General features: G+C 67.5%; 20 protein-coding genes and 1 pseudogene. 14 read left to right on the forward strand and 7 right to left on the reverse strand.

Going from position 1 to position 23,572, the window contains the following annotated elements; all coding sequences use genetic code 11:
- Positions 1–33: 33 nt before the first annotated feature.
- A complete protein-coding gene (locus BW996_RS10240; RefSeq protein WP_037483118.1) occupies positions 34–1,353 on the reverse strand; it encodes a tryptophan--tRNA ligase in 1,320 nt (439 codons plus the stop codon).
- A 257-nt stretch (positions 1,354–1,610) separates the two neighbouring features.
- Here BW996_RS10240 and BW996_RS10245 point away from each other — a divergent pair, with 257 nt between their 5' ends.
- On the forward strand, positions 1,611–2,339 hold the full coding sequence (locus BW996_RS10245) for a DUF4197 domain-containing protein (RefSeq protein ID WP_241461999.1): 729 nt from the start codon (positions 1,611–1,613) through the stop codon (positions 2,337–2,339).
- 16 nt (positions 2,340–2,355) lie between these two features.
- Here the strand turns inward: BW996_RS10245 and BW996_RS10250 are convergent, their stop codons facing one another.
- Positions 2,356–3,180 carry a hypothetical protein gene (locus BW996_RS10250; protein WP_037483120.1) on the reverse strand — a complete coding sequence of 275 codons (825 nt, stop codon included), beginning with the start codon at positions 3,178–3,180 and terminating at the stop codon, positions 2,356–2,358.
- A 66-nt stretch (positions 3,181–3,246) separates the two neighbouring features.
- Complete coding sequence (locus BW996_RS10255) at positions 3,247–4,545, reverse strand: THUMP domain-containing class I SAM-dependent RNA methyltransferase (RefSeq protein ID WP_037483177.1); 1,299 nt, start codon at positions 4,543–4,545, stop codon at positions 3,247–3,249.
- A 202-nt stretch (positions 4,546–4,747) separates the two neighbouring features.
- On the opposite strand from BW996_RS10255, the gene BW996_RS10260 reads away from it, so the two are divergent.
- Positions 4,748–5,416, forward strand: coding sequence for a YiaD family glycine zipper/OmpA-like lipoprotein (locus tag BW996_RS10260; protein ID WP_037483123.1), 669 nt, complete (start codon positions 4,748–4,750; stop codon positions 5,414–5,416).
- Between the two features lie 7 nt (positions 5,417–5,423).
- Here BW996_RS10260 and BW996_RS10265 read toward each other — a convergent pair whose 3' ends face one another.
- Both BW996_RS10265 and BW996_RS10270 read right to left on the reverse strand, forming a co-directional pair.
- The gene (locus BW996_RS10265; RefSeq protein WP_037483125.1) at positions 5,424–5,720 is read right to left on the reverse strand and encodes a hypothetical protein; all 297 of its coding nucleotides are present in this window, start codon (positions 5,718–5,720) and stop codon (positions 5,424–5,426) included.
- 7 nt (positions 5,721–5,727) lie between these two features.
- Positions 5,728–6,990: a multidrug effflux MFS transporter gene (locus BW996_RS10270; RefSeq protein WP_375131765.1), complete on the reverse strand. Its 1,263-nt coding sequence runs from the start codon at positions 6,988–6,990 to the stop codon at positions 5,728–5,730.
- A gap of 64 nt (positions 6,991–7,054) precedes the next feature.
- Between BW996_RS10270 and BW996_RS10275 the strand changes: the two genes are divergently transcribed.
- A complete protein-coding gene (locus BW996_RS10275) occupies positions 7,055–8,566 on the forward strand; it encodes an ATP-binding protein (protein ID WP_037483127.1) in 1,512 nt (503 codons plus the stop codon).
- A 104-nt stretch (positions 8,567–8,670) separates the two neighbouring features.
- On the opposite strand, the gene BW996_RS10280 is transcribed toward BW996_RS10275, so the two are convergent.
- Together BW996_RS10280 and BW996_RS10285 are read right to left on the reverse strand one after the other, a co-directional pair.
- Positions 8,671–10,878, reverse strand: a complete 2,208-nt coding sequence (locus BW996_RS10280; protein WP_037483129.1) for a malate synthase G — start codon at positions 10,876–10,878, stop codon at positions 8,671–8,673.
- 51 nt (positions 10,879–10,929) lie between these two features.
- On the reverse strand, positions 10,930–11,628 hold the full coding sequence (locus BW996_RS10285; RefSeq protein WP_037483132.1) for a haloacid dehalogenase type II: 699 nt from the start codon (positions 11,626–11,628) through the stop codon (positions 10,930–10,932).
- Between the two features lie 966 nt (positions 11,629–12,594).
- Between BW996_RS10285 and BW996_RS10290 the strand changes: the two genes are divergently transcribed.
- The 11 genes and pseudogenes from BW996_RS10290 (at position 12,595) to ypfJ (ending at position 23,569) form a co-directional block, all read left to right on the forward strand.
- Positions 12,595–14,796 (forward strand): type I restriction-modification system subunit M, encoded by a 2,202-nt coding sequence (locus BW996_RS10290; RefSeq protein WP_037483135.1) that lies wholly within the window; start codon positions 12,595–12,597, stop codon positions 14,794–14,796.
- Positions 14,793–16,040 (forward strand): restriction endonuclease subunit S, encoded by a 1,248-nt coding sequence (locus tag BW996_RS10295; protein WP_076458874.1) that lies wholly within the window; start codon positions 14,793–14,795, stop codon positions 16,038–16,040. The genes BW996_RS10290 and BW996_RS10295 overlap by 4 nt, the downstream gene beginning before the upstream one ends.
- A 48-nt stretch (positions 16,041–16,088) precedes the next feature.
- Positions 16,089–16,355 carry a DUF4160 domain-containing protein gene (locus BW996_RS10300; RefSeq protein WP_037483138.1) on the forward strand — a complete coding sequence of 89 codons (267 nt, stop codon included), beginning with the start codon at positions 16,089–16,091 and terminating at the stop codon, positions 16,353–16,355.
- A gap of 8 nt (positions 16,356–16,363) precedes the next feature.
- Positions 16,364–16,624 (forward strand): DUF2442 domain-containing protein, encoded by a 261-nt coding sequence (locus tag BW996_RS10305; protein ID WP_037483140.1) that lies wholly within the window; start codon positions 16,364–16,366, stop codon positions 16,622–16,624.
- Between the two features lie 72 nt (positions 16,625–16,696).
- Positions 16,697–19,993: a type I restriction endonuclease subunit R gene (locus BW996_RS10310; RefSeq protein WP_037483142.1), complete on the forward strand. Its 3,297-nt coding sequence runs from the start codon at positions 16,697–16,699 to the stop codon at positions 19,991–19,993.
- A gap of 111 nt (positions 19,994–20,104) precedes the next feature.
- Positions 20,105–20,287, forward strand: a pseudogene (locus BW996_RS21685) (helix-turn-helix domain-containing protein); the annotation flags it as partial.
- A 132-nt stretch (positions 20,288–20,419) separates the two neighbouring features.
- Entirely contained in the window at positions 20,420–20,842 is a 423-nt protein-coding gene (locus tag BW996_RS21690; protein ID WP_076458879.1) for a PaaI family thioesterase, read from the forward strand.
- 165 nt (positions 20,843–21,007) lie between these two features.
- Complete coding sequence (locus tag BW996_RS10325; RefSeq protein ID WP_375131775.1) at positions 21,008–21,319, forward strand: 4a-hydroxytetrahydrobiopterin dehydratase; 312 nt, start codon at positions 21,008–21,010, stop codon at positions 21,317–21,319.
- A 46-nt stretch (positions 21,320–21,365) separates the two neighbouring features.
- Positions 21,366–21,524, forward strand: a complete 159-nt coding sequence (locus tag BW996_RS10330) for a hypothetical protein (protein ID WP_241462002.1) — start codon at positions 21,366–21,368, stop codon at positions 21,522–21,524.
- Between the two features lie 139 nt (positions 21,525–21,663).
- Entirely contained in the window at positions 21,664–22,578 is a 915-nt protein-coding gene (locus BW996_RS10335; RefSeq protein ID WP_037483150.1) for a LysR family transcriptional regulator, read from the forward strand.
- Positions 22,579–22,666: 88 nt separating this feature from the next.
- Positions 22,667–23,569, forward strand: coding sequence for a KPN_02809 family neutral zinc metallopeptidase (gene ypfJ, locus BW996_RS10340; protein WP_037483152.1), 903 nt, complete (start codon positions 22,667–22,669; stop codon positions 23,567–23,569).
- The last annotated feature ends 3 nt before the right edge of the window (positions 23,570–23,572 follow it).

Here is a 23,572-nt window from a genome sequence, read left to right on the forward strand (position 1 = left end):
ACATCACCGCATGGCCCCCCTCCATGCGGTGCATCACTCGGCGGCTGCGGCGCGCAGCGTGTCCAGCGCCTGCGCCAGCTCCTCGGCCGCCACGCCCTCGCCCGGCATGACCGGCGCGCCCTCCAGCGCCGCAGCACCTTCGGTCTTCAGGCGCTTGACCCATTCGCCGGCCTCACGGCCGCCGGCGAACGCCGTGCTCTGCAGCAGCACGCGGCCGTCCGCGGCGGCGAGCTTGAAGTAGAACTGGCCGTCGGCCTCGCGGTACTGCTTGAAGACCGGCAGCGCGGCCTTCTCGGCCCGGGCCTTCGGCGCGGCGCTGACCGGCGCGGCCACCATGCGGCGCAGGCCGACGGCGTGGCGCAGCTCGGCCAGCAGCGGCGCGGCCGTCGCGCGGGCCTTGGCGGCGCCGGCCATCAGGATGGCCTCCAGCTCGGCCGGCTGCGCGATCAGCGCCTCGTAGCGCGCGCGCATCGGCGCGATCTCGGCGTCGATCAGCTCGAACAGGCGCTGCTTGGCCTCGCCCCAGCCCAGGCCGGCCACCAGCTCGGCGCGGAAGGCGGTGGCCTGCTCCGGCGTCGCGAAGGCCTCGAACAGCGTCACCAGCGAGGTGCTGTCCGGGTCCTTGGGCTCGCCCGGCAGCTTCGAGTCGGTGACGATGCGCGCGATCGCCTCCTTCAGCGCCTTGGCACCGCCCGCGAACAGCGGGATGGTGTTGTCGTAGCTCTTGCTCATCTTGCGGCCGTCGAGGCCGGGCAGCACCGCCACCTGCTCCTCGATCACCGCCTCGGGCAGCACGAAGAACTCGCGCCCGCTGGCCGCGCCGAACAGGTGGTTGAAGCGCTGCGCGACATCGCGCGCCATCTCGATGTGCTGGATCTGGTCGCGCCCGACCGGCACCTGGTGCGCGTTGAACATCAGGATGTCGGCAGCCATCAGGATCGGGTAGCAGTACAGCCCCATCGTCACGCCGGCGTCGGTGTCCTCGCCGGCGGCGGTGTTGGCATCGGCGGCGGCCTTGTAGGCGTGGGCGCGGTTCATCTGGCCTTTGGCGGTGACGCAGGTCAGCAGCCAGGTCAGCTCCGGGATCTCGGGAATGTCGCTCTGGCGGTAGAAGGTGACACGCTCCGGGTCCAGGCCCGCGGCCAGCCAGGTCGCGGCCAGCTCCATGCGCGAGCGCTCGATGCGCGCCGGGTCGTCGCACTTGATCAGCGCGTGGTAGTCGGCCAGGAACAGGAAGCTCTCGACCTCGGCCTGACGGCTCGCGGCGATGGCCGGGCGGATGGCGCCGACGTAGTTGCCGAGGTGGGGAGTGCCGGTGGTGGTGATGCCGGTCAGGACGCGGGTGGTGGGCATGGTGATCAGACGAGACAAAAGCCGTCGAGGCGACAGATCGCATGATTGTCGCGGGATCTGGCAATAACGACAGGATGTCGTCAGATTCGGATGAATCCACCGGGTCGCGCCGATCTCGCTGCGACCGACACAGCGCGGCACGGTCGGGGGAATGTTTCTGCACGCTTGTCCCCGACTCCGGCACGGCGCCCAAGACGGCCGGCGCAGGGCATCATCCCGTCGTCGAGATGAAGAACCGCTGCTGGAGGAATGCCGCCATGTCCCGCTCCCCGTCGTCCGTCGACCTGATGATCGCCCCGGCCCGTCTGCCCCGCCGCGGGCTGCTGGCGCTGGGCCTGCTCGGCCTGGCGCCGTTCGCGTGGCGCCCGGCCCAGGCGCTGGGCGAAGGCGAGGCCGCCCAGGGCCTGCGCGCGGCGCTCGAGCGCGGCGCGGGCGTGGCGGTCGACACGCTCGGCCGCGACGGCGGCTACCTGAACAACCCGCTGGTGCGCATCGCGCTGCCCGAAGGGCTGCAGCAGGCCGCGCAGCTGATGCGCACGCTCGGCCAGGGCGCGCGCGTCGATGCGCTCGAGACCGCGATGAACCGCGCCGCCGAGCAGGCGGTGCCGCAGGCGAAGTCGCTGCTGGTCGGCGCGGTCAAGTCGATGTCCGTCAAGGACGCGCTGCAGGTGCTGCAGGGCGGCGAGACCGCCGCGACCGAGTTCTTCCGCGAGCGCACCCGCACGCCGATGGGAGAGAAGTTCCTGCCCATCGTCACCGCCGCGACGCAGCAGGTCTCGCTGGCACAGAAGTACAACGCCATCGCTGGCCAGGCGCAGAAGCTCGGCCTGCTCGGCGAGCAGCACGCCAGCATCGAGCGCTACGTCACCGAGCGTGCGCTCGACGGCGTCTACACGATGATCGCCGAGGAGGAGAAGAAGATCCGCCAGGACCCGATCGGCACCGGCAGCCGGATTCTCAAGTCGGTGTTCGGCGCGCTGAAGTGAGCGGCGCTGACCGGCCTCAGCCCGCCAGCGCCGGCGTCTCGCCCGCCGGCCAGCCGAAGGCGGTGTAGGCCTTGACGAACGGGCCCTTGAGCGCCGCGCCGGCCTTCAGCAGCTCGGCCTCGGGCGCACCGGCGGCCAGCGCCTGCGACAGCCGGGCCAGCGCACGGTCCTCGTCGGCCAGGCCCTGGCGAAGCTGCGCCTGCCGCGCCGGCGACAGGCCCCAGCGCGCCGGGTCGAGCTCCAGCCGCTCGATGCGGCGCCACAGCGCCCGCGCGCGGGCGTAGTCCTGCTCGAGCGCCTCGCGCTGCGCCGTGGGCACCGCGCTGCGGTTGGCGATCGCCTCCATCGCGCCGTGAAAGGCGGTGAAGTCGTCGAGCGCGTAGTCGATGCCGAGCGCGCGCCGGGCCTCGAACAGCGTCTCGCGCACCCGCTCGAGCGTCTCGTGCGAGGTCTCCCAGCGGCGCTCGCCGACCTCGGCGCTCGCCCGGGCCAGATGGCGCTCCACCGCCACCAGCGCCTCGCGCCAGGGGCGCGCCGACGGCGCCAGCGCCAGCAGCGCGGCGCGCTGCTGCGGCCACGCCTGCTGCAGGCGCTGCATCGCCGCACCCGCGCGGGCGGGTCCGTCATCGGACTTGGGCGCAGCGCCCGTCAGGAACAGCGCCGGAATGTAGAGCCCGTCGAACGCGACCATCGCCGCCTGCGATCCCGGCGGCAGGGCCGCGCGCGCCGGGCGGGCGGTCGACAGCGCCAGGGCTGGCAGCGACAGCAGGGCCAGCGCCTGCGTCAGGCGGCGGCGCGAGACCGGCAGGGCAAGAGAGCGCGGAAAAGACGAGGCAGGCATGACGGACTCCGGCAGAACGGCCGCCGCAGGGGCAGCAGCCACGCCGTCAATATGCCCAAACGGGTATCAGGAGTCTTGATCGGCGTCACGCGCCGGTGCGCCCTCGGCCGGTCGGCCGGCGCGGTTCGAGCCCGCGACCAGATCGAAGCGCAGCAGCCGGCACTCGATCGGGCCGTTCCACATCGGCACGCGCCGGCTCTCCTTCAGGCGCATCGCCTGGCCGAGCTTGGCGTCGGGCGTGAGCACCCAGGCGGTCCAGCCGGCGTGGTGGCGCTTCCAGTGCGCCGCCAGCGACGAGAAGAAGGCCTGCGAGGTGCCGCCGCCCTCGAAGTCCTCGCGCACCAGCCGCGCGGCCTGGCCGGCCGAGCCGGTGCCCTTGGCGTCGATGCGCTCGCCGTAGGGCGGGTTGAGCACCAGCACGCCGCGCTCGGCCGGGCAGGGGCGCTGCAGCGCGTCCATCGTCTTGAACTCGATCGCGTGCGCCACGCCCGCGCGCTCGGCGTTGCGGGTGGCGAAGTCGGTCATGCGGAAGGACACGTCGCCGGCGAAGATCGGCACCGCCGGCGCATGCACGCGCGCGCGCGCCTCGGCCTTCATCGCCTGCCAGGCCGGCGCCTCCAGGCGGAAGGGCTGCAGGCGCTCGAAGGCGAAGCTGCGCTGCAGGCCCGGCGCGATGCCGCAGGCGATCTGCGCCGCCTCGATGGCGATGGTGCCGGCGCCGCAGCAGGGGTCGAGCAGCGCGCCATCCTCGGGGCGGCCGTGCCAGCCGGCGGCGGCCAGCATCGCCGCGGCCAGCGTCTCCTTCAGCGGCGCCTCGCCCTTGGCCTCGCGCCAGCCGCGCTTGAACAGCGCCTCGCCGCTGGTGTCGATCGACAGCGTGGCGTGGTCCTCGTGCAGGTGCAGCACCAGCGACAGGTCGGGGCGGTGCGGATCGACGTTCGGGCGCTCGCCGCTGTCCTCGCGCATGACGTCGCAGACGGCATCCTTGATGCGCAGCGAGGCGAAGTGCAGGCTGTGCAGCGGCGAGCGCACCGCGGTGGTGTCCACCCGCAGCGTCTGGCGCGGCGTGATCCACTCGGACCAGCGCACGCTGCAGGCCAGCTCGTAGAGGTCGCGCTCGTCGCGGTAGCCGCCCTCGGCCACCTGCCACAGCACGCGCTGGGCCAGCCGGCTCTCCAGATTGAGCCGCATCGCGGTGGCGGCGCTGCCGATCAGCGCGACGCCGCCCCGCTCGGCGCGCACCGACTCGGCCGCACGCGGCGCGCCGGCGGCGGTCAGGATGGCGCGCACCTCGTCGGCCAGCAGCGGCTCGACGCCGGCGGCGCAGGGAAGAAACAGGGGCGAGGGGTTCAGGACGGCAGGCATGGCGCGATTGTCGCCGCCCAGACCCGCCGCCATGCGGACAGACGCGATGCAAGGAACAGATACAGCCGTTGCAGCATGACGGCGATCTTCTTAAGCCAGCCGGAATCGAAGTGTCGTCAACCGCGACAGACTCTGCCGCGTCATAGAGACACCGGCCGGTTCCAGAACCATCAGGCCGGCCCACCTTGCCTGGAGAACACGCATGAACAAGACTTTCCTCCGTCCCGCATCGCCCGCTCTCGTCGCCACCGTCGCCGCCGCGCTGCTGCTGGGCGGCTGCGCGAACATGAGCGAGCGCCAGAAGGGCACCGCGGTCGGCGCGGGCATCGGCGCCGGCGTCGGCGCGGTGATCGGCAAGACCACCGGCGGCAAGGCCGGCACCGGCGCGGTCGTCGGCGGCGCCATCGGCGCGGTCGCCGGCAACCTGTGGTCCAAGCGCATGGAGGACAAGCGCCGCGAGATGGAGCAGGCCACCGCCGGCACCGGCGTGACCGTGGCCCGCACCGACGACAACCAGCTGCGCGTCAATCTGCCCGGCGACATTTCCTTCGACACCGGCCGCTCCAACATCCGCCCCGACATGGCGCCGATCCTGAGCAAGTTCGCGCAGGGTCTGGACGGCTCGATGAACGTGCAGATCACCGGCCACACCGACAGCCAGGGCAGCGACGCGATCAACAACCCGCTGTCGAAGGACCGCGCCGACGCGGTGCGCGACTATCTGGTCGCCCAGGGCGTGCCGGCCACCCGCATCAGCACCGTCGGCCGCGGCGAGCACCAGCCGATCGCCGACAACACCACCGCAGAAGGCCGCGCCAAGAACCGCCGCGTCGAGATCTTCCTGCGCGAGCCGGCCAAGACCGGCGGCTGAGGCCGGCTCAGTCCCACATCAGCAGTTCGGCCAGACGGCGCGTCACCCAGCGCGCCTCGTCCGCGGAGAAGCCGGACTCGGGCTGCGCCAGCCCCTGCTCGATGCGCGCCAGCACCTCGTCCTCCGACACGCCGAGGTCGAAGTGGATGTGCTGCGCCTGCGCCACCAGCTGCTGCGACAGGTCCTCGCACAGCTCGTAGCGCTCGCGCACCTGCGCCACCGGCGTGCGCAGCCGGGTGCGGCTGCGGTCGCGGTGCAGGTCGAGGAAGGACTCGGGGATGAGGATCTGGTTCTCGTCGGACATGGCCGGATCAGTGTAGTGCCGCGCCGGCCGGCGTCTGGCGCAGCGCCGGACGACCGACAAGAAGGGCCAGCAACGCGCAGCCCGCCACGCCGGCCACCATCGGCAGCGCGCCATGCGCGTGGCCGCCGAGGGCCGACACCAGCGCCATCACCAGCGCGCCGCAGACCATCTGCACCGTGCCGATCAGCGCCGAGGCGGTGCCGGCCACCGCGCCGTGCTGCTCCAGCGCCAGCACCGGCACCGTCGGCGCCACCAGCCCCAGGAAGCCATAGGCGACGAACAGCAGCGCCACCAGCACCTCGAGGCGGTCGATGCCGGCCAGCGTCAATGCCAGCAGCAGCGCGCTGGCGGCCAGATAGCCGCTCAGCCCGAGGCGGATCACCGCCGGCAGGCCCAGACGCCGGCACAGCCGCGCGTTGATCTGCGCCGCGCCGATGAAGGCGGCGGCGTTCAGGCCGAACAGCATCCCGTACTGCGTCGGCGTCACGCCGTGGTGCTCGATGATCACGAAGGACGAATGGCCCAGATAGGCCATGAAGCCCGACATCGCGAAGGCACCGGTCAGCGCCAGCGCGATGAAGTGGCGGTCGCGCAGCAGCTCGGCCACCGCCGCGAGCGTGCCCGCCAGCGTGGTGCCGCGACGCGCCTCGACCGGGCGGCTCTCCTGCAGCGCCCACAGCACCAGGCCCAGCGCGAGCAGCCCCAGCACGACGATGCTGCCGAAGATCCAGCGCCATCCCGCCAGCGCCACCACCAGGCTGCCGGCCAGCGGCGCCAGGATCGGCGAGACGCTGAACACCAGCATCAGCATCGCGCCCAGCCGCGCGGCCTCAGCGCCGGTGTGCAGATCGCGCACGACCGCGCGCGGAATGACCATGCCGGCGCAGGCGCCCACGCCGGCGATGAAGCGCATCACGATCAGCGTGTGGGCGTCGGGCGCCAGCGCGCAGCCCAGGCTGCCCAGCACGAACAGCCCCAGCCCCGCCATCAGCGGCACCCGCCGCCCGAAACGATCCGACAGCGGCCCGTAGAGCATCTGGCACAGCCCGAGCGCGATGAAGAAGGCGGTCAGGCTCATCTGCACCTCGCCCGCGCTCGCGCCCAGCGCCTGCGCCATCTGCGGCATCGCTGGCAGGTACATGTCGATCGCGAACGGCCCGATCGCGGAGATCAGGCCCAGGATCACGGCGTGGCGAAGCAGGGAGGCGTCAGCGGACGGGGATGAGGCGGGCATCGGGCAACAGCGCGGGCAAAGAGGGCATTGCACCATCTTCCGCGCGGCCGCGTCGTCACAGGCATGGGAACATCGCCGGATCCGACCCGTAGCCCCACCCATGAGTGACTCCCATACCTCCCTGACAACCAGCAAGATTGCAGCACTGCTTGCCACCTCGGAAAGCAAGTCGTTGGACTTCAAGCGCATCAGTGGCAAGCAGACACGGCTCTACGAGACTGTCTGCGCATTCGCCAATACCGATGGTGGCTGGCTGGTCATCGGTGTCGGAGACGCCAAAGCCACGAAGCCTGGCGACAAGCCAGCCTCCCGTCTGTATGGCGTTGAGGAGAACCCCGAAGGCTTCGATGACTTTCGGCGTGAATTGCTGCAACGCTTCACGCCCGCGATCGCAGGACTGCACTGGCAGCTTCTCCCCTGTGCTTTGCGCGACGGGAAGCCAGGGCATGTGGCACTGCTGAAGGTGGACAAAAGCGAGCAGGTTCACTCCATCGTCGGCAACGGAACATGGACTCGCATGGATGCAAGCAATCGCGAACTCAGTGCGATGGAAATCGCTGAGCTGGCGTACCAGCGTGGAGTGAGAAGCGCAACAGCCGAGGTCGTGCCCATCCGGCTCAGCCTGCTGGAAACAGGCACCTGGAGAACTTTTCTGGCCTCGCGTGGCCTGCGCAGCGGCACCTTCGCCGAGCAGCTGCAGCGTCTGGGCCTGGCAGATGAAGTGGGAGGAGAGATTCGCCCGACTCGTGCGGCTGTTCTTCTTTTCGCAGAGGAGCCCGGCAGCCTGCTGGCGGCTCACGACACCCGCGCCGACATTCGCGTGATGGTGTACGACGGCAAGCAGCCTGTCCCCGGCGCCACACCCAACCTCCGCAAGCCCGCCAAGACAGTTCGAGGTCCGCTGGTAGAACAGATCGACACGGCAGTTCGGCTTGTGCTGGATGAGCTGGCCGCTGGCTTGACCTTGGGCAGCAGCGGGTTCAAGGCACGGCATGTGTACCCGGAGCGGGTCGTGAAGGAGGCCATCGTGAACGCGGTGATCCACCGGGACTATCGTCTCAACAGGGACATCTTCGTACGCATCTTCGATGACCGCATCGAAGTGGAAAACCCGGGGTTGTTCCCTGGGCGCATCACCCCGGACAACATCGCCAAGGCGGGCAGCAAGGCTCGCAACCCCCTCATCGCGCAGAACCTGCGCGAATTTCCTGTGGCACCGAACATCGATGCCGGTGAAGGGGTGAAGATGATGTTTTCGGAGATGGCTGCAGCTCAGCTCTATCCGCCGCAGTATCGGCAATCCACGGAAGCCGCCATCGAGAGCGTGACCGTGACACTGCTGAACCTCGAACGCCCCAGCATCTGGGACGAGGTGAGTGACTGGATCGACAGGGAAGGCTCGATCCAGAACGCCAAGCTGTGCGAGATCGCCAAGATCGACACACTCCGAGCGTCGAAGATGCTTGGAGTCTGGCGCGATCAGGGTCTGCTGGTCCCACTGCCCCACAGAGCCAAGCGGAACATGGCCTACACCAAGCCAACCCGAAGCGAGCCGACGCAGTCTGACTTGTTATCTACCTTCGAGGAAAACAACGGTTCACAGAGGAAATAACCCTTTCAGATCAACATCTTGCTGATCACGTTGTTTTCCGAAGGCTCGCAATGAAAAGCGGCGCCCCGCAGGGCGCCGCTCGTCGAGTCGACGGTGTTCTCTGATCAGGCCTGACCGGCCTTCACCTTCAACCGCCACGCATGCAGCAGCGGCTCGGTGTAGCCGCTGGGCTGTTCCTTGCCCTTGAAGACCAGGTCCAGCGCGGCCTGGAAGGCGGCGCCCTGCGGGTTGGCGACCAGCGGCTTGTACGCGGCGTCACCGGCGTTCTGCACGTCCACCTTGGCGGCCATGCGGGCGAAGCTCTCGCGCACCTGCGCCTCGGTCACCACGCCGTGGTGCAGCCAGTTGGCGACGTGCTGGCTGGAAATCCGCAGCGTGGCGCGGTCTTCCATCAGGCCGATGTCGTTGATGTCGGGCACCTTGGAGCAGCCCACGCCCTGGTCGACCCAGCGCACCACGTAGCCCAGGATGCCCTGGATGTTGTTGTCGATCTCCTGCTGCTTCTCGGCGTCGGACCACTTGGCTTCGGCGACGACGGGGATGGTCAGCAGGTCGGTCAGCAGCTTCGTGGTGACGTCGGCGTTGCCGGCGTCGCCGCTGGCCTCGATCGCCTTCTGCACGTCGGACACCAGCACCTGGTGGTAGTGCAGCGCGTGCAGCGTGGCGGCGGTCGGGCTCGGCGTCCAGGCGGTGTTGGCGCCGGCCTTGGGGTGACCGATCTTCTGCTTGAGCATCTCGGCCATCAGGTCCGGCATGGCCCACATGCCCTTGCCGATCTGGGCGCGGCCGCGCAGGCCGCACTGCAGGCCGATCAGCACGTTGCGGCGCTCGTAGGCGGCGATCCAGGCGCTGGTCTTGATGTCGCCCTTGCGCATCATCGGGCCGGCCAGCATGGCGGTGTGCATCTCGTCGCCGGTGCGGTCGAGGAAGCCGGTGTTGATGAAGGCCACGCGGCTGGCGGCGGCGGCGATGCAGGCCTTGAGGTTGACCGAGGTGCGGCGCTCCTCGTCCATGATGCCCAGCTTGACGGTGCTGTCGGCCAGGCCCAGCAGCTGCTCGACGCGGGCGAACAGCTCGCAGGCGAAGGCCACTTCGGCCGGGCCGTGCATCTTCGGCTTGACGATGTAGACCGAGCCCTTGCGCGAGTTGCGCAGGCCCGGCGTGCCCAGGCCCTTGAGGTCATGCAGCGCGATGGTCGTGGTGATGACCGCGTCCATGATGCCCTCGGGGATCTCGCGCCCTTCGTCGCCCCACAGGATGGCCGGGTTGGTCATCAGGTGGCCGACGTTGCGCACGAACAGCAGGCTGCGGCCGTGCAGCACGACCTCGCCCTGGCCGTTGGCGGCCGCGTAGACGCGGTCGGCGTTCAGGCCGCGCGTCATTTCCTTGCCGCCCTTCGAGAAGGTCTCGGTCAGCGTGCCGCGCAGGATGCCCAGCCAGTTGGTGTAGCCGACCAGCTTGTCCTCGGCGTCCACCGCGGCGACCGAGTCTTCCAGGTCGAGGATGGTCGACAGCGCGGCTTCCACCACCACGTCGGCCACGCCTGCGGCGTCGCTGGCGCCGATGACGGTCGAGCGGTCGATGCGGATGTCGATGTGCAGGCCGTTGTGCGCCAGCAGGATGCTGCTCGGGTTGGCGGCGTCGCCCTGGTAGCCGATCAGCTGGGCCGGGGTCTCCAGGCCGGTGAGGGCACCGCCGGTGGTCTTGACCACCAGCTGGCCGGCCTCGACCGCGTAGCCGGCGGCCGCCTTGTGGCTGGCGTTGACCAGCGGCGCGGCCTGGTCGAGGAAGTCGCGGGCGAAGGCGATGACCTTGGCGCCGCGCGCCGGGTTGTAGCCGCGGCCCTTCTCGGCGCCGCCGTCTTCGGAGATGGCGTCGGTGCCGTAGAGCGCGTCATAGAGCGAGCCCCAGCGCGCGTTGGCGGCGTTCAGCGCGTAGCGGGCGTTGAGGATGGGCACCACCAGCTGCGGGCCGGCCTGGATGGCCAGCTCGTCGTCGACGTTGGCGGTCGTGGTCTGCACCTCGGCCGGCACCGGCACGATGTAGCCGATCTGCTCCAGGAAGGCGCGGTAGGCGGCCATGTCGGCCACCGGGCCGGGGTGGGCCTGGTGCCAGGCATCCATCTCGGTCTGGAGGCGGTCACGCTCGGCCAGCAGGGCGGCGTTCTTCGGCGCCAGGTCACGCACGATGGCATCGAAACCCGCCCAGAAGGCCGCGGCATCGACACCGGTTCCCGGCAGGACCTGGTCCTCGACGAAGCGGTACAGCGCGGTGGCCACGTGCAGGCCGTGGATCTGGGTGCGGTCGGTCATGGTGTCAGCCTCGGATGAACGGTGATGAAGGTGGAACGGATCAGAAGACGATCAGAAGAAGCCGAGCACGTCGCGCAGGCTGGTGCCGGTGCGGGTGGGCTCGGTGCCGAGCGGGTCCAGCGGCAGGCCGGCGCGGTTGACCCACAGCGTGGTGTAGCCGTGCCAGGTGGCGCCGATGGCGTCCCAGCCGTTGCTGGAGACGAAGAGGATCTGGCGCGCGCTCAGGCCCAGCGTCTTCGGGCCGAGCGCGTAGGCGCGCGGGTCGGTCTTGAAGGCGCGCGCCGGCTCGACGCTGATGACATGGTCGAGCAGCGGCCCCAGGCCGGCGCTGCGCACCGCGATGCCGAGCATGCCGGGGTCGCCGTTGCTCAGGATGCCGGCCGGGATGCCGCGCGCCTTCAGGCCTTCGAGCACCTCGCGCACCTCGGGGAAGGCGCTCAGGTGGCGGTACTGGTTCATCAGCGCCAGTTCGGCGTCGGTGTCGAGCACCTGGCCGAGCCGCGCGCAGGCGAAGCGCAGCGCATCGCGCGTCAGCTCCCAGAACGGGCGGTAGCGCGAGCCGTCGGGCGCACTCATCGTCACCAGCCGGGTGTATTCGATCTGCTTGTCGCGCCACAGCAGCGCCAGCGCCTCGCCGCGGCCGGGAAAGCGCTGCTCGGCCACCAGCGCCACGCTGTAGACATCGAACAGCGTGCCGTAGGCGTCGAACAGGACGGCCTGGGGGGCGGTGGCGGCGGACAGCTTGTGCATGGTGGCATCACTTTATTGCAACCTTGCAAGATCATTGATGGCGCAAAAATTCAATGATTTGTGACTGAAATGCGTGTAATTCCTGAACGGAGGACTTGTCGCCGGTGCACTCCGAGGGACCTGAGGGAGGGAAGGAGGGAGCGAAGGGGCAAGCCTCGACCCTGCACGCGGCGGCGATCACGCCGGCGTGTCGGGCTGGCCCCTGACGGAACGGCGTGACGCGGACCCTCGGTCGGTCAGTCGGTCGCATTCGGGGGTCGCGGGCGGTTTCGACGCGCGCGACAGGCTGCCTTCAGGGCTCGAACGCCCCACCACACCCGTGGCAGCTTGCGCCTCTGGGTCGCCGGTGTCGTGGTTCCCGCTCTACCGGCGTGGGTGGCCCGCGCGCCGAGCCGGGACGCGCACAGGGGGCGACAAGTCCGTGGAAGAGAACCCCTGTGGCGTGACGTGCAAACGCGCGAACGCCGACGGGCGCCCCGAGAGTTCAGGGGGCGCGCGGAGTCGGTCGGTCCGTGGTGGGCGGGGTCAGCGCAGGCGTGGCGGGCGGCGCAGCCAGCAGGGGAGCAGACGAGCGGGGAAATGGAGGGCGTCAGCCATGAATGGCTCCTTGCGACAGGTTCGAACCTGCCTCCCTCCCTGCCAAGAGAGGGGTGGCAGACCGTGCGGGTTGGCAGACCGGGCAAGGACCGGCAGGGGTTGCCCCCTCCCGCACGGCCCGCCATAGACGAAGCCATGCGCGCAGCTCACGCCCCGTAGGGACGTGAAAAAGCCGCGTCGGGCGCGGCTGCTGCGCCTTGCTTCCGGGCTGCCAAGCCCGTGCTCGCAGTGGGTGCGAGCGGGGCGGATCTTACCCCAGGGCCGACGAGGCGCCGTCAGGGCGACTGCTAGACTTTTGCCCAGTCGGGGGCCGGGGGGACACGCCTTCGACTCCCCCACCCAGCACAAGAACGACACCCGGATTTGTCCATGAACATCCAGCAATTAGAGAACGAGCTGTGGGAAGCGGCTGACCAGCTGCGCGCCAATTCCAAGCTCACCGCCGCCGAGTATTCGATGCCCGTGCTGGGCCTGATTTTCCTGCGCCACGCCGACAACCGCTTCCAGGCGGTCCTGCCCGAGATCGAGAAGGACATCCCGCCGCAGATGCCGGCCGTGCAGCGCGAGGAGGTCATCAAGCTGGGCTTCCAAGGCAAGGCGGCGGTCTATCTGCCCGAGGCGGCTCGCTTCAGCCGCATCGTCGATCTGCCTCAGGGCGAGCAAGTCGGCACGGTCATCGACGAGGCGATGGACGCGATCGAGGCGGAGCACGAGGTGCTCAAGGGCGCCCTGCCGCGGGGCTACACCGCCTTCGAGCCGGGGTTGCTGGCCGAGCTGGTCAAGATCTTCGACCGGCCCGCGATCAAGGCCGCCACCGGGGACGTGTTCGGGCGCATCTACGAATACTTCCTGAACAAGTTCGCCATGACCGGCGCGCAGGAAGGGGGCGAGTTCTTCACGCCGCCTTCGCTGGTGCGGATGATCGTGAACGTCATCGAGCCGGACCACGGCGTGGTGCTCGATCCGGCCTGCGGCTCGGCGGGCATGTTCGTGCAGACCAGCCACTTCATCGAGGACAGCGGCCAGCCGGACGCGCCGCATCCGTCGGTCAATGACGCCGTGATCTTCCACGGCCAGGAAAAGTCCGACATCAACACGCGGCTGGCGCGCATGAACATGGTGGTGCACGGGCTGGATGCGACCCACATCCGCCAGGGCAACACCTTCTATGACCCGATCGAGCACCTGATCGGCGGGTGCGATTTCGTCATGGCCAATCCGCCGTTCAATGTGGACGGGGTGGACACCAAGCGGGTCGAGGGGCAAGTCGGGGAGCTGGGGGCGGATGGCGTGCGTCTGCCCTTCGGTCTGCCGGGCACGAATGGCAAGACGGGCGCCATCTCGAACGCCAACAGCCTGTGGGTCCAGTATTTCTATGCCTACCTGAACGACACCGGCCGCGCCGGGTTTGTCATGGCGTCCAGCGCCTCGGATGCGGGCAACAAGGACCGCGAGATCCGCGAGAAGCTGGTCAAGACCGGCCACGTGGACGCGATGGTGGCCATCGGCAACAAGTTCTTCTACACCCGCAGCCTGCCTTGCACGCTGTGGTTCTTCGACAAGGGCAAGCCGGAGGATCTGCTCGACCAGGTGCTGATGGTCGATGCGCGCAACGTCTACACGGTGGTGTCGGCGCGCTCGCATGTGTTCACGGATGAGCAGTTGGCGAATCTGAACGCGATCGTGTGGCTGTACCGGGGCGAGTCGGACAAGTTCGTGGCGCTGCTGGGGCGGCATCAGCAGCGGGCGGACGACGGGCTGGCGATGCTGCCGGCGCGTCTTGCGGCGGACACGGCGGCGGTCGGGCGGCTGGGGGCGGTGCTTCGGGCGTTTGCCGATGGCGCGGCGCTGGCGGATCTGAATGCCGACCCGGAGGATGTGCCGGTCACGCCGGCGGCGCTGGCGGCGTTCAAGGCCGATCTGGCCGCGGCCGAGGCCGAGGCGGCGACGACCCAAGCCGGTCTTGCCGCGATGCTGGCCGCCTGCGCGCAGGCCCGTGCGGCGGTGGCGGCCACCGGCAAGGAACACAAGGACAAGGTGCGGCTGCAAGCAACGCTGGAGGCGCTGGGGCCGCAGCTCAAGGCGGCAGGCAAGACGCTGGAGGCGCGCCACAAGGTCTGGCTGAAGTTGCAGGACACGGCGGAGAAGGGGCTGCGGGCGCGGCTGTCCAAGGCGTTCGACGGCAAGGCGGCGCGCGAGGCCAAGCGGGCGCTGCTGGCAGCGGACGGGCGGCGCGGCGAGGCGCCCACGGTGCGCGACGAGGTGCTGGAGGCGCTGAAGCAGGCGGTGTATTTCATCCACCAGGGGCACTGGCTGCACAGCCGCTTTCCGAATGCGCTGTTCGAGCGCGTGCCGGGGCTGTGCACGGTGGCGACGCTGGAGGAGATCAAGGCCAACGACTACTCGCTCACGCCCGGCCGCTATGTCGGCGTGGCGGCGGCGGGCGCCGAAGACGAGGACGACTTCGCCGAGAAGCTGCGCGAGATCCACGACGAGCTGACCGAGCTGAACGACAAGGCCGCCGCTTTGGCAGCAAGGATCGCCGGAAACTTTGAGGAGTTTTTGGCATGAGCTGGCCGCTTCGTCCCGTGTCCGAACTCTGCGAGTTCGCCGTTGACTGCGTCAACAAGACCGCTCCTGTTGTTGCGCAAGAAACCCCCTACAAGATGATTCGGACGACGAACGTCAAAGGGGGCTTCATTGACATCAAGGATGTCCGGTACGTCAGCAAGGACACGTTCGAAAAGTGGACTCGACGCTCTCGCCCTCAATTCGGTGATGTCATCTTGACGCGGGAAGCCCCGGTGGGTGAGGTCGGGCGCTGCACGTTCCCAGAGGACGAAAAAATATTCCTCGGCCAGCGGTTGTTTCATTTCAGAGCTGACCCATCCAAGCTGGACTGGAATTTTCTTGCCTACGCGCTCCAATCAGCAGAGGTTCAGGGCCGTTTGCATGGTCGGTCATTTGGCGCCACCGTACCCCATGTGAAGGTTGGTGACGCCGAATCCCTGCTGATACCTTGCCCCCCGCTAGATGAGCAACGCCGAATAGGGGGCGTCTTGGCGAACTACGACGACCTGATCGCCACCAACCAGCGCCGCATCACCCTGCTCGAAGACGCCGCCCGCCTGCTGTACCGCGAGTGGTTCGTGCATCTGCGGTTTCCCGGGCATGAGGGGAAAATTTTGAACAGCGGATTACCAATCGAATGGAAGAAAGGTACGGCGTACGACTTTGTGTTGGTACTCAGTGGCGGAACGCCCAAGACGAGCATGACAGATTACTGGGAGGGGGATATTCCATTTTTCACCCCAAAGGACAGTCCAGACGCTTTCTATGCCATCGATACTGAAAAACATCTGACCGAATCGGGCTTGGCAAGTTGCAACAGCGGCCTCTACCCACGCAACACGATCTTTATTACTGCGCGGGGAACAGTAGGAAAAGTTGCGCTTGCGCAGCGCCCCATGGCCATGAACCAGTCTTGCTATGCTCTTGCCCCTCGACTGCCCTATGACACATACTTTCTCTTCTTGGCTATCCGCGAAGCCGTAGAACACTTCAAACAGGTCGCCGTTGGCGGCGTCTTTGACGCCATCGTGGTGGACACCTTCAAGATTATTCCATTTTTATTACCGCCTGAGGCGTTGACCCGGCAGTTTGGTGAATTGGTGAAGCCCATGTTTGAGCAACTCGAAAAGTTGCTTCTTCAGAATCGTGGCCTCGCCCAAGCCCGTGACCTGCTGCTGCCCAAGCTGATGTCAGGCCAACTCGATGTCTCGTCCATCGCCCTGCCCGACGAGGTGCTGACGTGAAGCGCCGTCGCTGCATTCCCCGGTCCTGATCCCTCGAAGGAGCCTGCCATGCCCGTCATCTCGATGTTCTACGGCATCATCATTCGGCTGTACCTGCTGGACAACCAGCACCACAACCTGCCCCACATCCACGCCCGCTACGCGGAGTTCGAGGCCTCGCTGGGTATCGCCGAAGGCGACGTACTGGCGGGTGAGTTGCCGCGCAAGCAACTCCGTCTCGTGCAAGCGTGGATCGAGCTGCACCGCGACGAGCTGATGGCCGACTGGGAACTGGCGGCCAATGGCGAACTCCCCTACAAGATCGACCCGCTGTGAGGTGTGCCATGCACTGGGATGTGAAAACCGTCAAGCCGCTGCCGGAGTACCGCCTGTACGTGGAAATCGAGGATGGCCGGCGCGGCATCTTCGACATGAAGCCCTACCTGGAGCGCGGCGTGTTCCGTGAACTCAAGGATGAGCGCTATTTCAGGCGCGTCGGCATCCTCTACGGCGCCGTGACCTGGCCCCATGAGCAGGACATCGCGCCCGAAACACTGCTGGCCGAGATGATGCCGGTGCATGACACGCGGCAGTCCCAAGTCTGAACTGCAACACGCCCTCCCCGCCGCTCAAACGTCAATAGAGCAGCAAAGAACAATCGACAAGGAGGGCCGCCGATGGCCCGCAAGGACTATTCCGAAGACGTGATGATCCAGGCGCCCGCCGCCGAGTTGCTGGCGCAGCAGCTCGGCTGGGACAGCGTGTTCGCTCACAACGACGAGGACTTCGGCCCCGACAGCCTGCTCGGCCGCCAGGACGACACCGAGGTGGTGCTGACCCGCGAGGTGCTGGCAGCGCTGCGGCGGCTGAACCCTGGCCTGCCGGAAGACGCCTACCGCGACGCGCTGGCGCAGGTCGTGCGGCAGGACATCACCAAGACGCTGGTGCAGGTGAACCAGGAAAAGTACGGCCTGCTGCGCGACGGGGTGCCGGTGAAGGTGCGCGATGGCGCCGGCAGGCTGGTGGACCGGCGCCTGCGCCTGATCGACTTCAACGACGCGAGCCGCAACCGCTACCAGGCCGTGCGCGAGCTGTGGGTGCGGGGCCGACTGTGGCTGCGCCGACCGGACCTGATCGGCTTCGTCAACGGCCTGCCGCTGGTGTTCATCGAACTCAAACGGTTCGATGTCCACATCGACAACGCATACAGCAAGAACTACACCGATTACCTCGACACCATCCCGCACCTGTTCCACTGGAACGCGTTGGTGGTGATCTCCAACGGCCACGATGCCCAGTACGGCGCCATCACCAGCACCCGCGAACACTTCTACCGCTGGAAACGCCACGACGAGGACGACGCCGAACCCCGCGATGATCAGCCGCTGCTGCCACTCCTGCTGGCCGGGATGCTGGAACGCCAGCGCCTGCTCGACCTCGTCGAGAACTTCATCCTGTTCGACGCCAGCGAGGGCGGCCTCCACAAGATCGTCGCCCGCAACCACCAGTACCTGGGCGTGAACCGGGTCATCGCGCGGCTCACCTCGGACGATCCCAAGATCCAGGCCGAAGTGGCCGCCGGACAGCTGGGCGTGTTCTGGCACACCCAAGGCTCGGGCAAGTCGTACTCGATGGTGTTCCTGACGGAGAAGATCCACCGCAAGCTCTCCAGCCGCTACTCCTTCGTGGTCATCACCGACCGCAACGAGCTGGACGACCAGATCGCCTCGACCTACACCAACACCGGCCGCGCCAACAGCAAGACCGACCAGGCCACCAGCGGGGACGCCCTGCGCAGGAAGCTGCGCGACCAGAACCGCCGCTACGTGTTCGGCCTGATCCAGAAGTTCCACGAGCGTGTGACCGAGCCGTACTCGCAGCGAGACGACATCATCGTCATCTCGGACGAAGCGCACCGCACCCAATACGGCCGCCTCGCGCTGAACATGCGCCGTGGCCTGCCGAACGCCAAGTTCCTCGGTTTCACCGGCACCCCGCTGATCGAGCAGGACGAGAAGCAGTTGACCCGCCAGGTGTTCGGCGACTACGTCTCCATCTACGACTTCCAGCGCGCCGTTGCCGATGGCGCGACCCTGCCGCTGTTCTACGAGAACCGGGGCGAGAAGCTCAAGCTCGTCGATCCGACCCTCAGCGAACGCATCGAGCGCCACATCGAGGTGGCCCGACAGACAGCCACGCTGGACGACCCGTGGACCGACGACAAGGAGGACAAGCTCTACCGCGATCTGGCGCGCGACTATCCCGTCCTGACCTCGCCCACCCGGCTCGACACCGTGGCGCAGGACGTCGTCGATCACTTCCACCAACGCTGGCGGGTGGTCGAGAACGGTGGCGGCAAGGCGATGGTGGTCTGTCTGGACAAGCTCACCTGCGTGAAGATGCATGACCTCATCCAGGCCAAGTGGCGGGACAAGACCGCCGAGCTGGATGCGAAAGTGACCGCTGAGGAAGCGCTGTTCGCCGCCAAGGGCAAGGCGATGCCAGACCTGCTGAAGAAGCACCGCGAGCAGGTGATCTGGATGCAGGAGACGGAATGCTGCGTCGTGGTGTCGCCGGAGCAGAACGAGGTGGACCAGTTCGCCAAGTGGCGCAATTTCCGCGGCGAACCGCTCGACATCACGCCGCACCGCGAAAAAATGGTCCGGCGCGATCTGGAGCGCGAATTCAAGCGGCCGGAGCACCCGTTTCGCATCGCCATCGTCTGCGCCATGTGGCTGACGGGCTTCGACGTGAAGTGCCTGGCCACGCTGTACCTGGACAAGCCGATGCACGGCCACACGCTGATGCAGGCCATCGCCCGCGTCAACCGCGTCGGCGGCGGCAAGAAGCACGGTCTGATCATCGACTACAACGGGATGCTGAAAAGCCTGCGGCTGGCGCTGGCGACGTTTGCCCAGGGCGACCGGGCGGGCACAGGCAAGGGGGAAAGGGAAGGCGACACGGTGCGCGATGCGGCCGAAGCGCTGGCCGAGTACGTCGAGAGCCTGAAGCAGGCCCGTGACCATCTGACGGGGATGGGCTTCGATCTGGATGCACTGGTGAAGGCCCCCGCAGCCGAACAACCCACCCTGATCCTGCAGGCTGTGAACCTGCTGAGCGAAAGCGACGAGCGCCGCAAGACCTACCAGGTCATCGTGGAGGAGGTGCAGACCCGCCACCGAGGCCTGTTCCCTCATCCGGGTCTTTTCCCGCACCAGGCCGTGGAAAACGCCATCACCGCGATCCACGACAAGCTCCAGAAAGAACGCAAGACGCCGGACATCAGCGCGCTGCTGCAGTCGCTGTACGAGGTCGTCGATACCGCGCTGACGACGGATGGCCGGGCACCCACCCATGTGATACGACAGTCCGAGGCCCGCTACGACCTGTCCAAGATCGACTTCAACCGACTGCGCGCCGAGTTCGAGCGTGTCCCGTTCAAGCACATCGTCGCGCTGAACCTGAAGGACAAGATCGAGGCGCGTCTGGCCTCGATGGTGACCCGCAACCCGACGCGGGTCGATCTGTACGAGCGTTATCAGAAGATCGTGCAGGCCTACAACCAGGACAAGGATGCCACCCAGATCCAGACGGTGATGGACGACCTGTTCGCCTTCTACGACCGACTGGACACGGAAGAAAAACGCTACGAACGCGAGCAACTGGACAACGAGGATCAGCTCGCCGTGTTCGATCTTCTCAGCAAGGAAACGCTGACCAAGGGCAACCGGGACGCCATCAAGACGGTCGCGCGCGAACTGTTGAACAAGCTGATCCAGGGCAAGTTGCAGATCGACCACTGGCGTGAAAAGGCCACCGCGCAGGCCCAGGTGAAAGCCGAGATCCTCAACCACCTGTTTGCCCATCTGCCGTCAGACGCCTACGACGCCGACGAGATCAGCCTGAAGGCGGGCGCCTTGTTCACGCACATCTACACCTCGAATCTGGGAGGCGGCGCAAGGATGTACCACTGAAGGAATGCGTCGCGGGAGATCACCAGCGCCTTGGGGATGTGCTCCAGCGCATCAGCCGCTCATCTCCGTCCACCCGCCCCTTCCGCCGCTCTTGCCCACCCCCCACCCCACATGGACCGTCTCAAGCAGCTCGAAACCTTCGCCGCCGTCGTCAGCCGCGGCAGCCTGAGCGCCGCCGCGCAGGCCGAGGGCGTGGCGCCCGCCGTGATCGGCCGGCGCATCGACGCGCTGGAAGAACGCCTGGGCGTGAAGCTGATGGTGCGCACCACGCGCCGGCTCAGCCTCACGATTGAGCGACCCCATCGTCGATCCGGCTCCCCGTCAGCGCATGAGGAAAAACCTCGGGGGGCTGGCGGGGCGGCTTGGGGATGTCCCTTTCATTCGTTAGGCGTCACAGGTACAACTAGACTGCTATTTCTAGCCAAAATGCAAAACACCGAAGACAGAATTCGCGCGAGCTTTGTTGCACAAGGCTTGATGACAACCATCGGCGCCAAACTCGACCGTGTTGCCGACGGCGAAGTTCAAATTTCAATGCCTTTCTCAAAGTCACTGTCTCAGCAACAAGGCTTTGTTCACGCAGGCGCGATAACCAGCATCGTCGACAGTGCATGCGGGTATGCGGCCCTCACAAAAGCACCTGCTGGATTCGAAGTTGTCACAGCAGAGTTCAAAGTCAATCTGTTACGACCAGCGATTGGCACAAGGTTCGTAGCTATCGGAAAAGTCCAAAACGCCGGAAAGCTTCTCACTGTGTGCACGGGAGAGGTCCGCGCGTTCAAAGACAACGATGAGTCGTTCAAGGTCGTAGCCATCATGCAAGCTACTTTTGTGAACGTCAGCGCGTGAGGCCTAACAATTCGCTCAATCGGACCCATTGCGGCATACGGCCAGATCAAACTACAAGGGCATCCCCGCGAAGTCAACAAAGCCTCCCCGGGCAGGTTCTCTTGAAACCTGCCTGAGCAGAGTGCCCCGCCCAGAATCAACCGCATCAACCGGAGAATCCAATTGATACTGCGACTGACTCAGCAAGAAATAGAGCACTTTCTTGCCAATGATCCGGGTGTCGGTCCAAGCAAGTGGAAAATTCAGGACGGAAGGTTGCACATCTCGTTGTCATTTCCAGATTTTGTCAGCGCCTTTGCATTCATGACCGCCGTTGCAATCCTCGCTGAAAAGGCGGATCACCACCCAGAGTGGAGCAATGTCTACAACCGGGTGGACATCGGCTTGACCACACACGACGCCGGCGGCCTCACCAGCAGAGACATCAACCTCGCTCGCCAGATCGCTCGTGCCTACGCCCGTGGAAATACCGGCTGACAAAATCATGAATAGGTTTTTGTCGAAATCACGCCCCGGCCAAGCCGTGGATGCAGGGCTGAACCTGCTGGACACGGCGATCGGCTTTGGCCTGGTGTCCGTGGCCGCCGTGGCGGCGGTGTTTGGAAAATTCCTGCTCGGCGGGTTGCTGGCCGCATTGGCGCTGGGCGTATTTGTTCGTCTGAAGCGCCGCACGAAGTCCTGAGCGTCTGCACGGACGCGTCGTTTTCGATGTCGAACTGCGGAGCTCGAGGCCGCGCAAGCAACTCCGCCTCGTGCAAGCGCATCGGCCGCTCATTCCTGCCCCCGCCCCTTCCGCCGCTCTTGCCCATCCCCCACTCCGCATGGACCGTCTCAAGCAGCTCGAAACCTTCGCCGCCGTCGTCAGCCGCGGCAGCCTGAGCGCCGCGGCGCAGGCCGAGGGCGTGGCGCCCGCCGTGATCGGCCGGCGGCTCGACGCACTGGAAGAACGCCTGGGCGTGAAGCTGATGGTGCGCACCACGCGCCGGCTCAGCCTCACGCACGAGGGCAGCGCCTTCCTGGAGGACTGCACCCGCATCCTGGCCGACATCGCCAGCGCCGAGGCCAGCGTCAGCGCCGGCGGCGTCAAGGCCAGCGGCCATGTGCGCATCACCGCGCCGGGCGGCTTCGGCCGGCGCCATGTCGCGCCGCTGGTGCCGGGCTTCCTGGCGCAGCACCCGGAGGTGTCGATCTCGCTGAACCTCTCCGACCGGGTCATCGATCTGGTCAACGAGGGCTACGACTGCGCGGTGCGGGTGGGCGACCTGCCCGACTCCAGCCTGATCTCGGTGCGGCTGGCCGACAACCGGCGCCTGTGCGTGGCCGCGCCCGCCTATCTGGCGCGCGCCGGCGTGCCGCAGCATCCGCAGGAGCTGATGCGCGGCGGCCATGAATGCCTGACGCTCAGCTCCGAGGCCAGCCAGTCGCGCGGCTGGGCCTTCATGATCGACGGCACGGTGCAGCACCTGCGCCCGCCCGGCCGGCTCGACTGCACCGACGGCCAGGTGCTGCACGCCTGGTGCCTGGCCGGCCTGGGCCTGGCCTGGCGCAGCACCTGGGAGGTCGAGGCCGATCTGGCCGCCGGGCGCCTGGTCAGCGTGCTCGACGCCCACGCCGCGCCGCCCAACGGCATCTACGCGGTGCTGCCGCATGTGCGCCACCTGCCGCTGCGGGTGCGGCTGTGGATCGATTTCCTGAAGCACTCCTACGCGACACCGGGCTACTGGACTGCAGGATGAGCCGCGGCCGCCCGCTTCATGGCAGCATCATCTCCGGCAACAATTCACGAACCCCTGCGTACCAGGGCACGGACCGAGGAGAGCGACGATGAAGTGGGAAGGACAGCGCGAGAGCAGCCAGATCGAGGATCGCCGGGGCAGTGGCGGCGGCGGTCGGGGCGGCGGCGGCATCCGGGTGGGCGGCGGGCGCGGCGTCGGCCTGGGCACGATCGCGATCGCGCTGGTGGCCGGCTGGATCTTCGGCATCAACCCCGGCACGATCATCGGCGTGCTTGGCGGTCTGGAAGGCGCAGCGCCCGCCGCCACGCAGCAGGCCCCGGCGCCCGGCGCGACCCGCAGCGCGCCGCAGGACGCGCAGGCGCGCTTCGTCTCGACCGTGCTGGCCTCGACCGAGGAAGTCTGGGCCGAGACCTTCCAGGCCTCCGGCCGCGACTACCGCAAGCCGGTGCTGGTGCTCTACCGCGGCTCCACCCGCTCGGCCTGCGGCGTCGGCCAGGCGGCGATGGGCCCGTTCTACTGCCCCGGCGACCAGAAGGTCTACCTCGACCTCGGCTTCTTCGAGACGATGCACCGCCAGCTTGGCGCACCGGGCGACTTCGCGCAGGCCTATGTGATCGCGCACGAAGTAGGCCACCATGTGCAGCACCTGCTCGGCGTGACCGACAAGGTCGACGCGCTGCGCGGCCGCCAGAGCGAGGCGCAGGCCAACGCGATGTCGGTGCGGCTGGAGCTGCAGGCCGACTGCTTTGCCGGCGTCTGGGCCAGCCGCTCGCAGCAGGGCCGCCAGTGGCTGGAGCAGGGCGATCTGGAGGAGGCGATGAACGCCGCCTCGCAGATCGGCGACGACACGCTGCAGCAGAACGCGGGGGGCGCGGTGCGCCCGGAGACGTTCACGCACGGCTCGAGCGCGCAGCGCATGCGCTGGTTCCAGCGCGGCTTCCAGAGCGGCCAGGTGTCGCAGTGCGACACCTTCCAGGCGCGCAGCCTCTGAACA

The organism is Sphaerotilus natans, from assembly GCF_900156335.1.
GTDB lineage: Bacteria > Pseudomonadota > Gammaproteobacteria > Burkholderiales > Burkholderiaceae_C > Sphaerotilus > Sphaerotilus natans.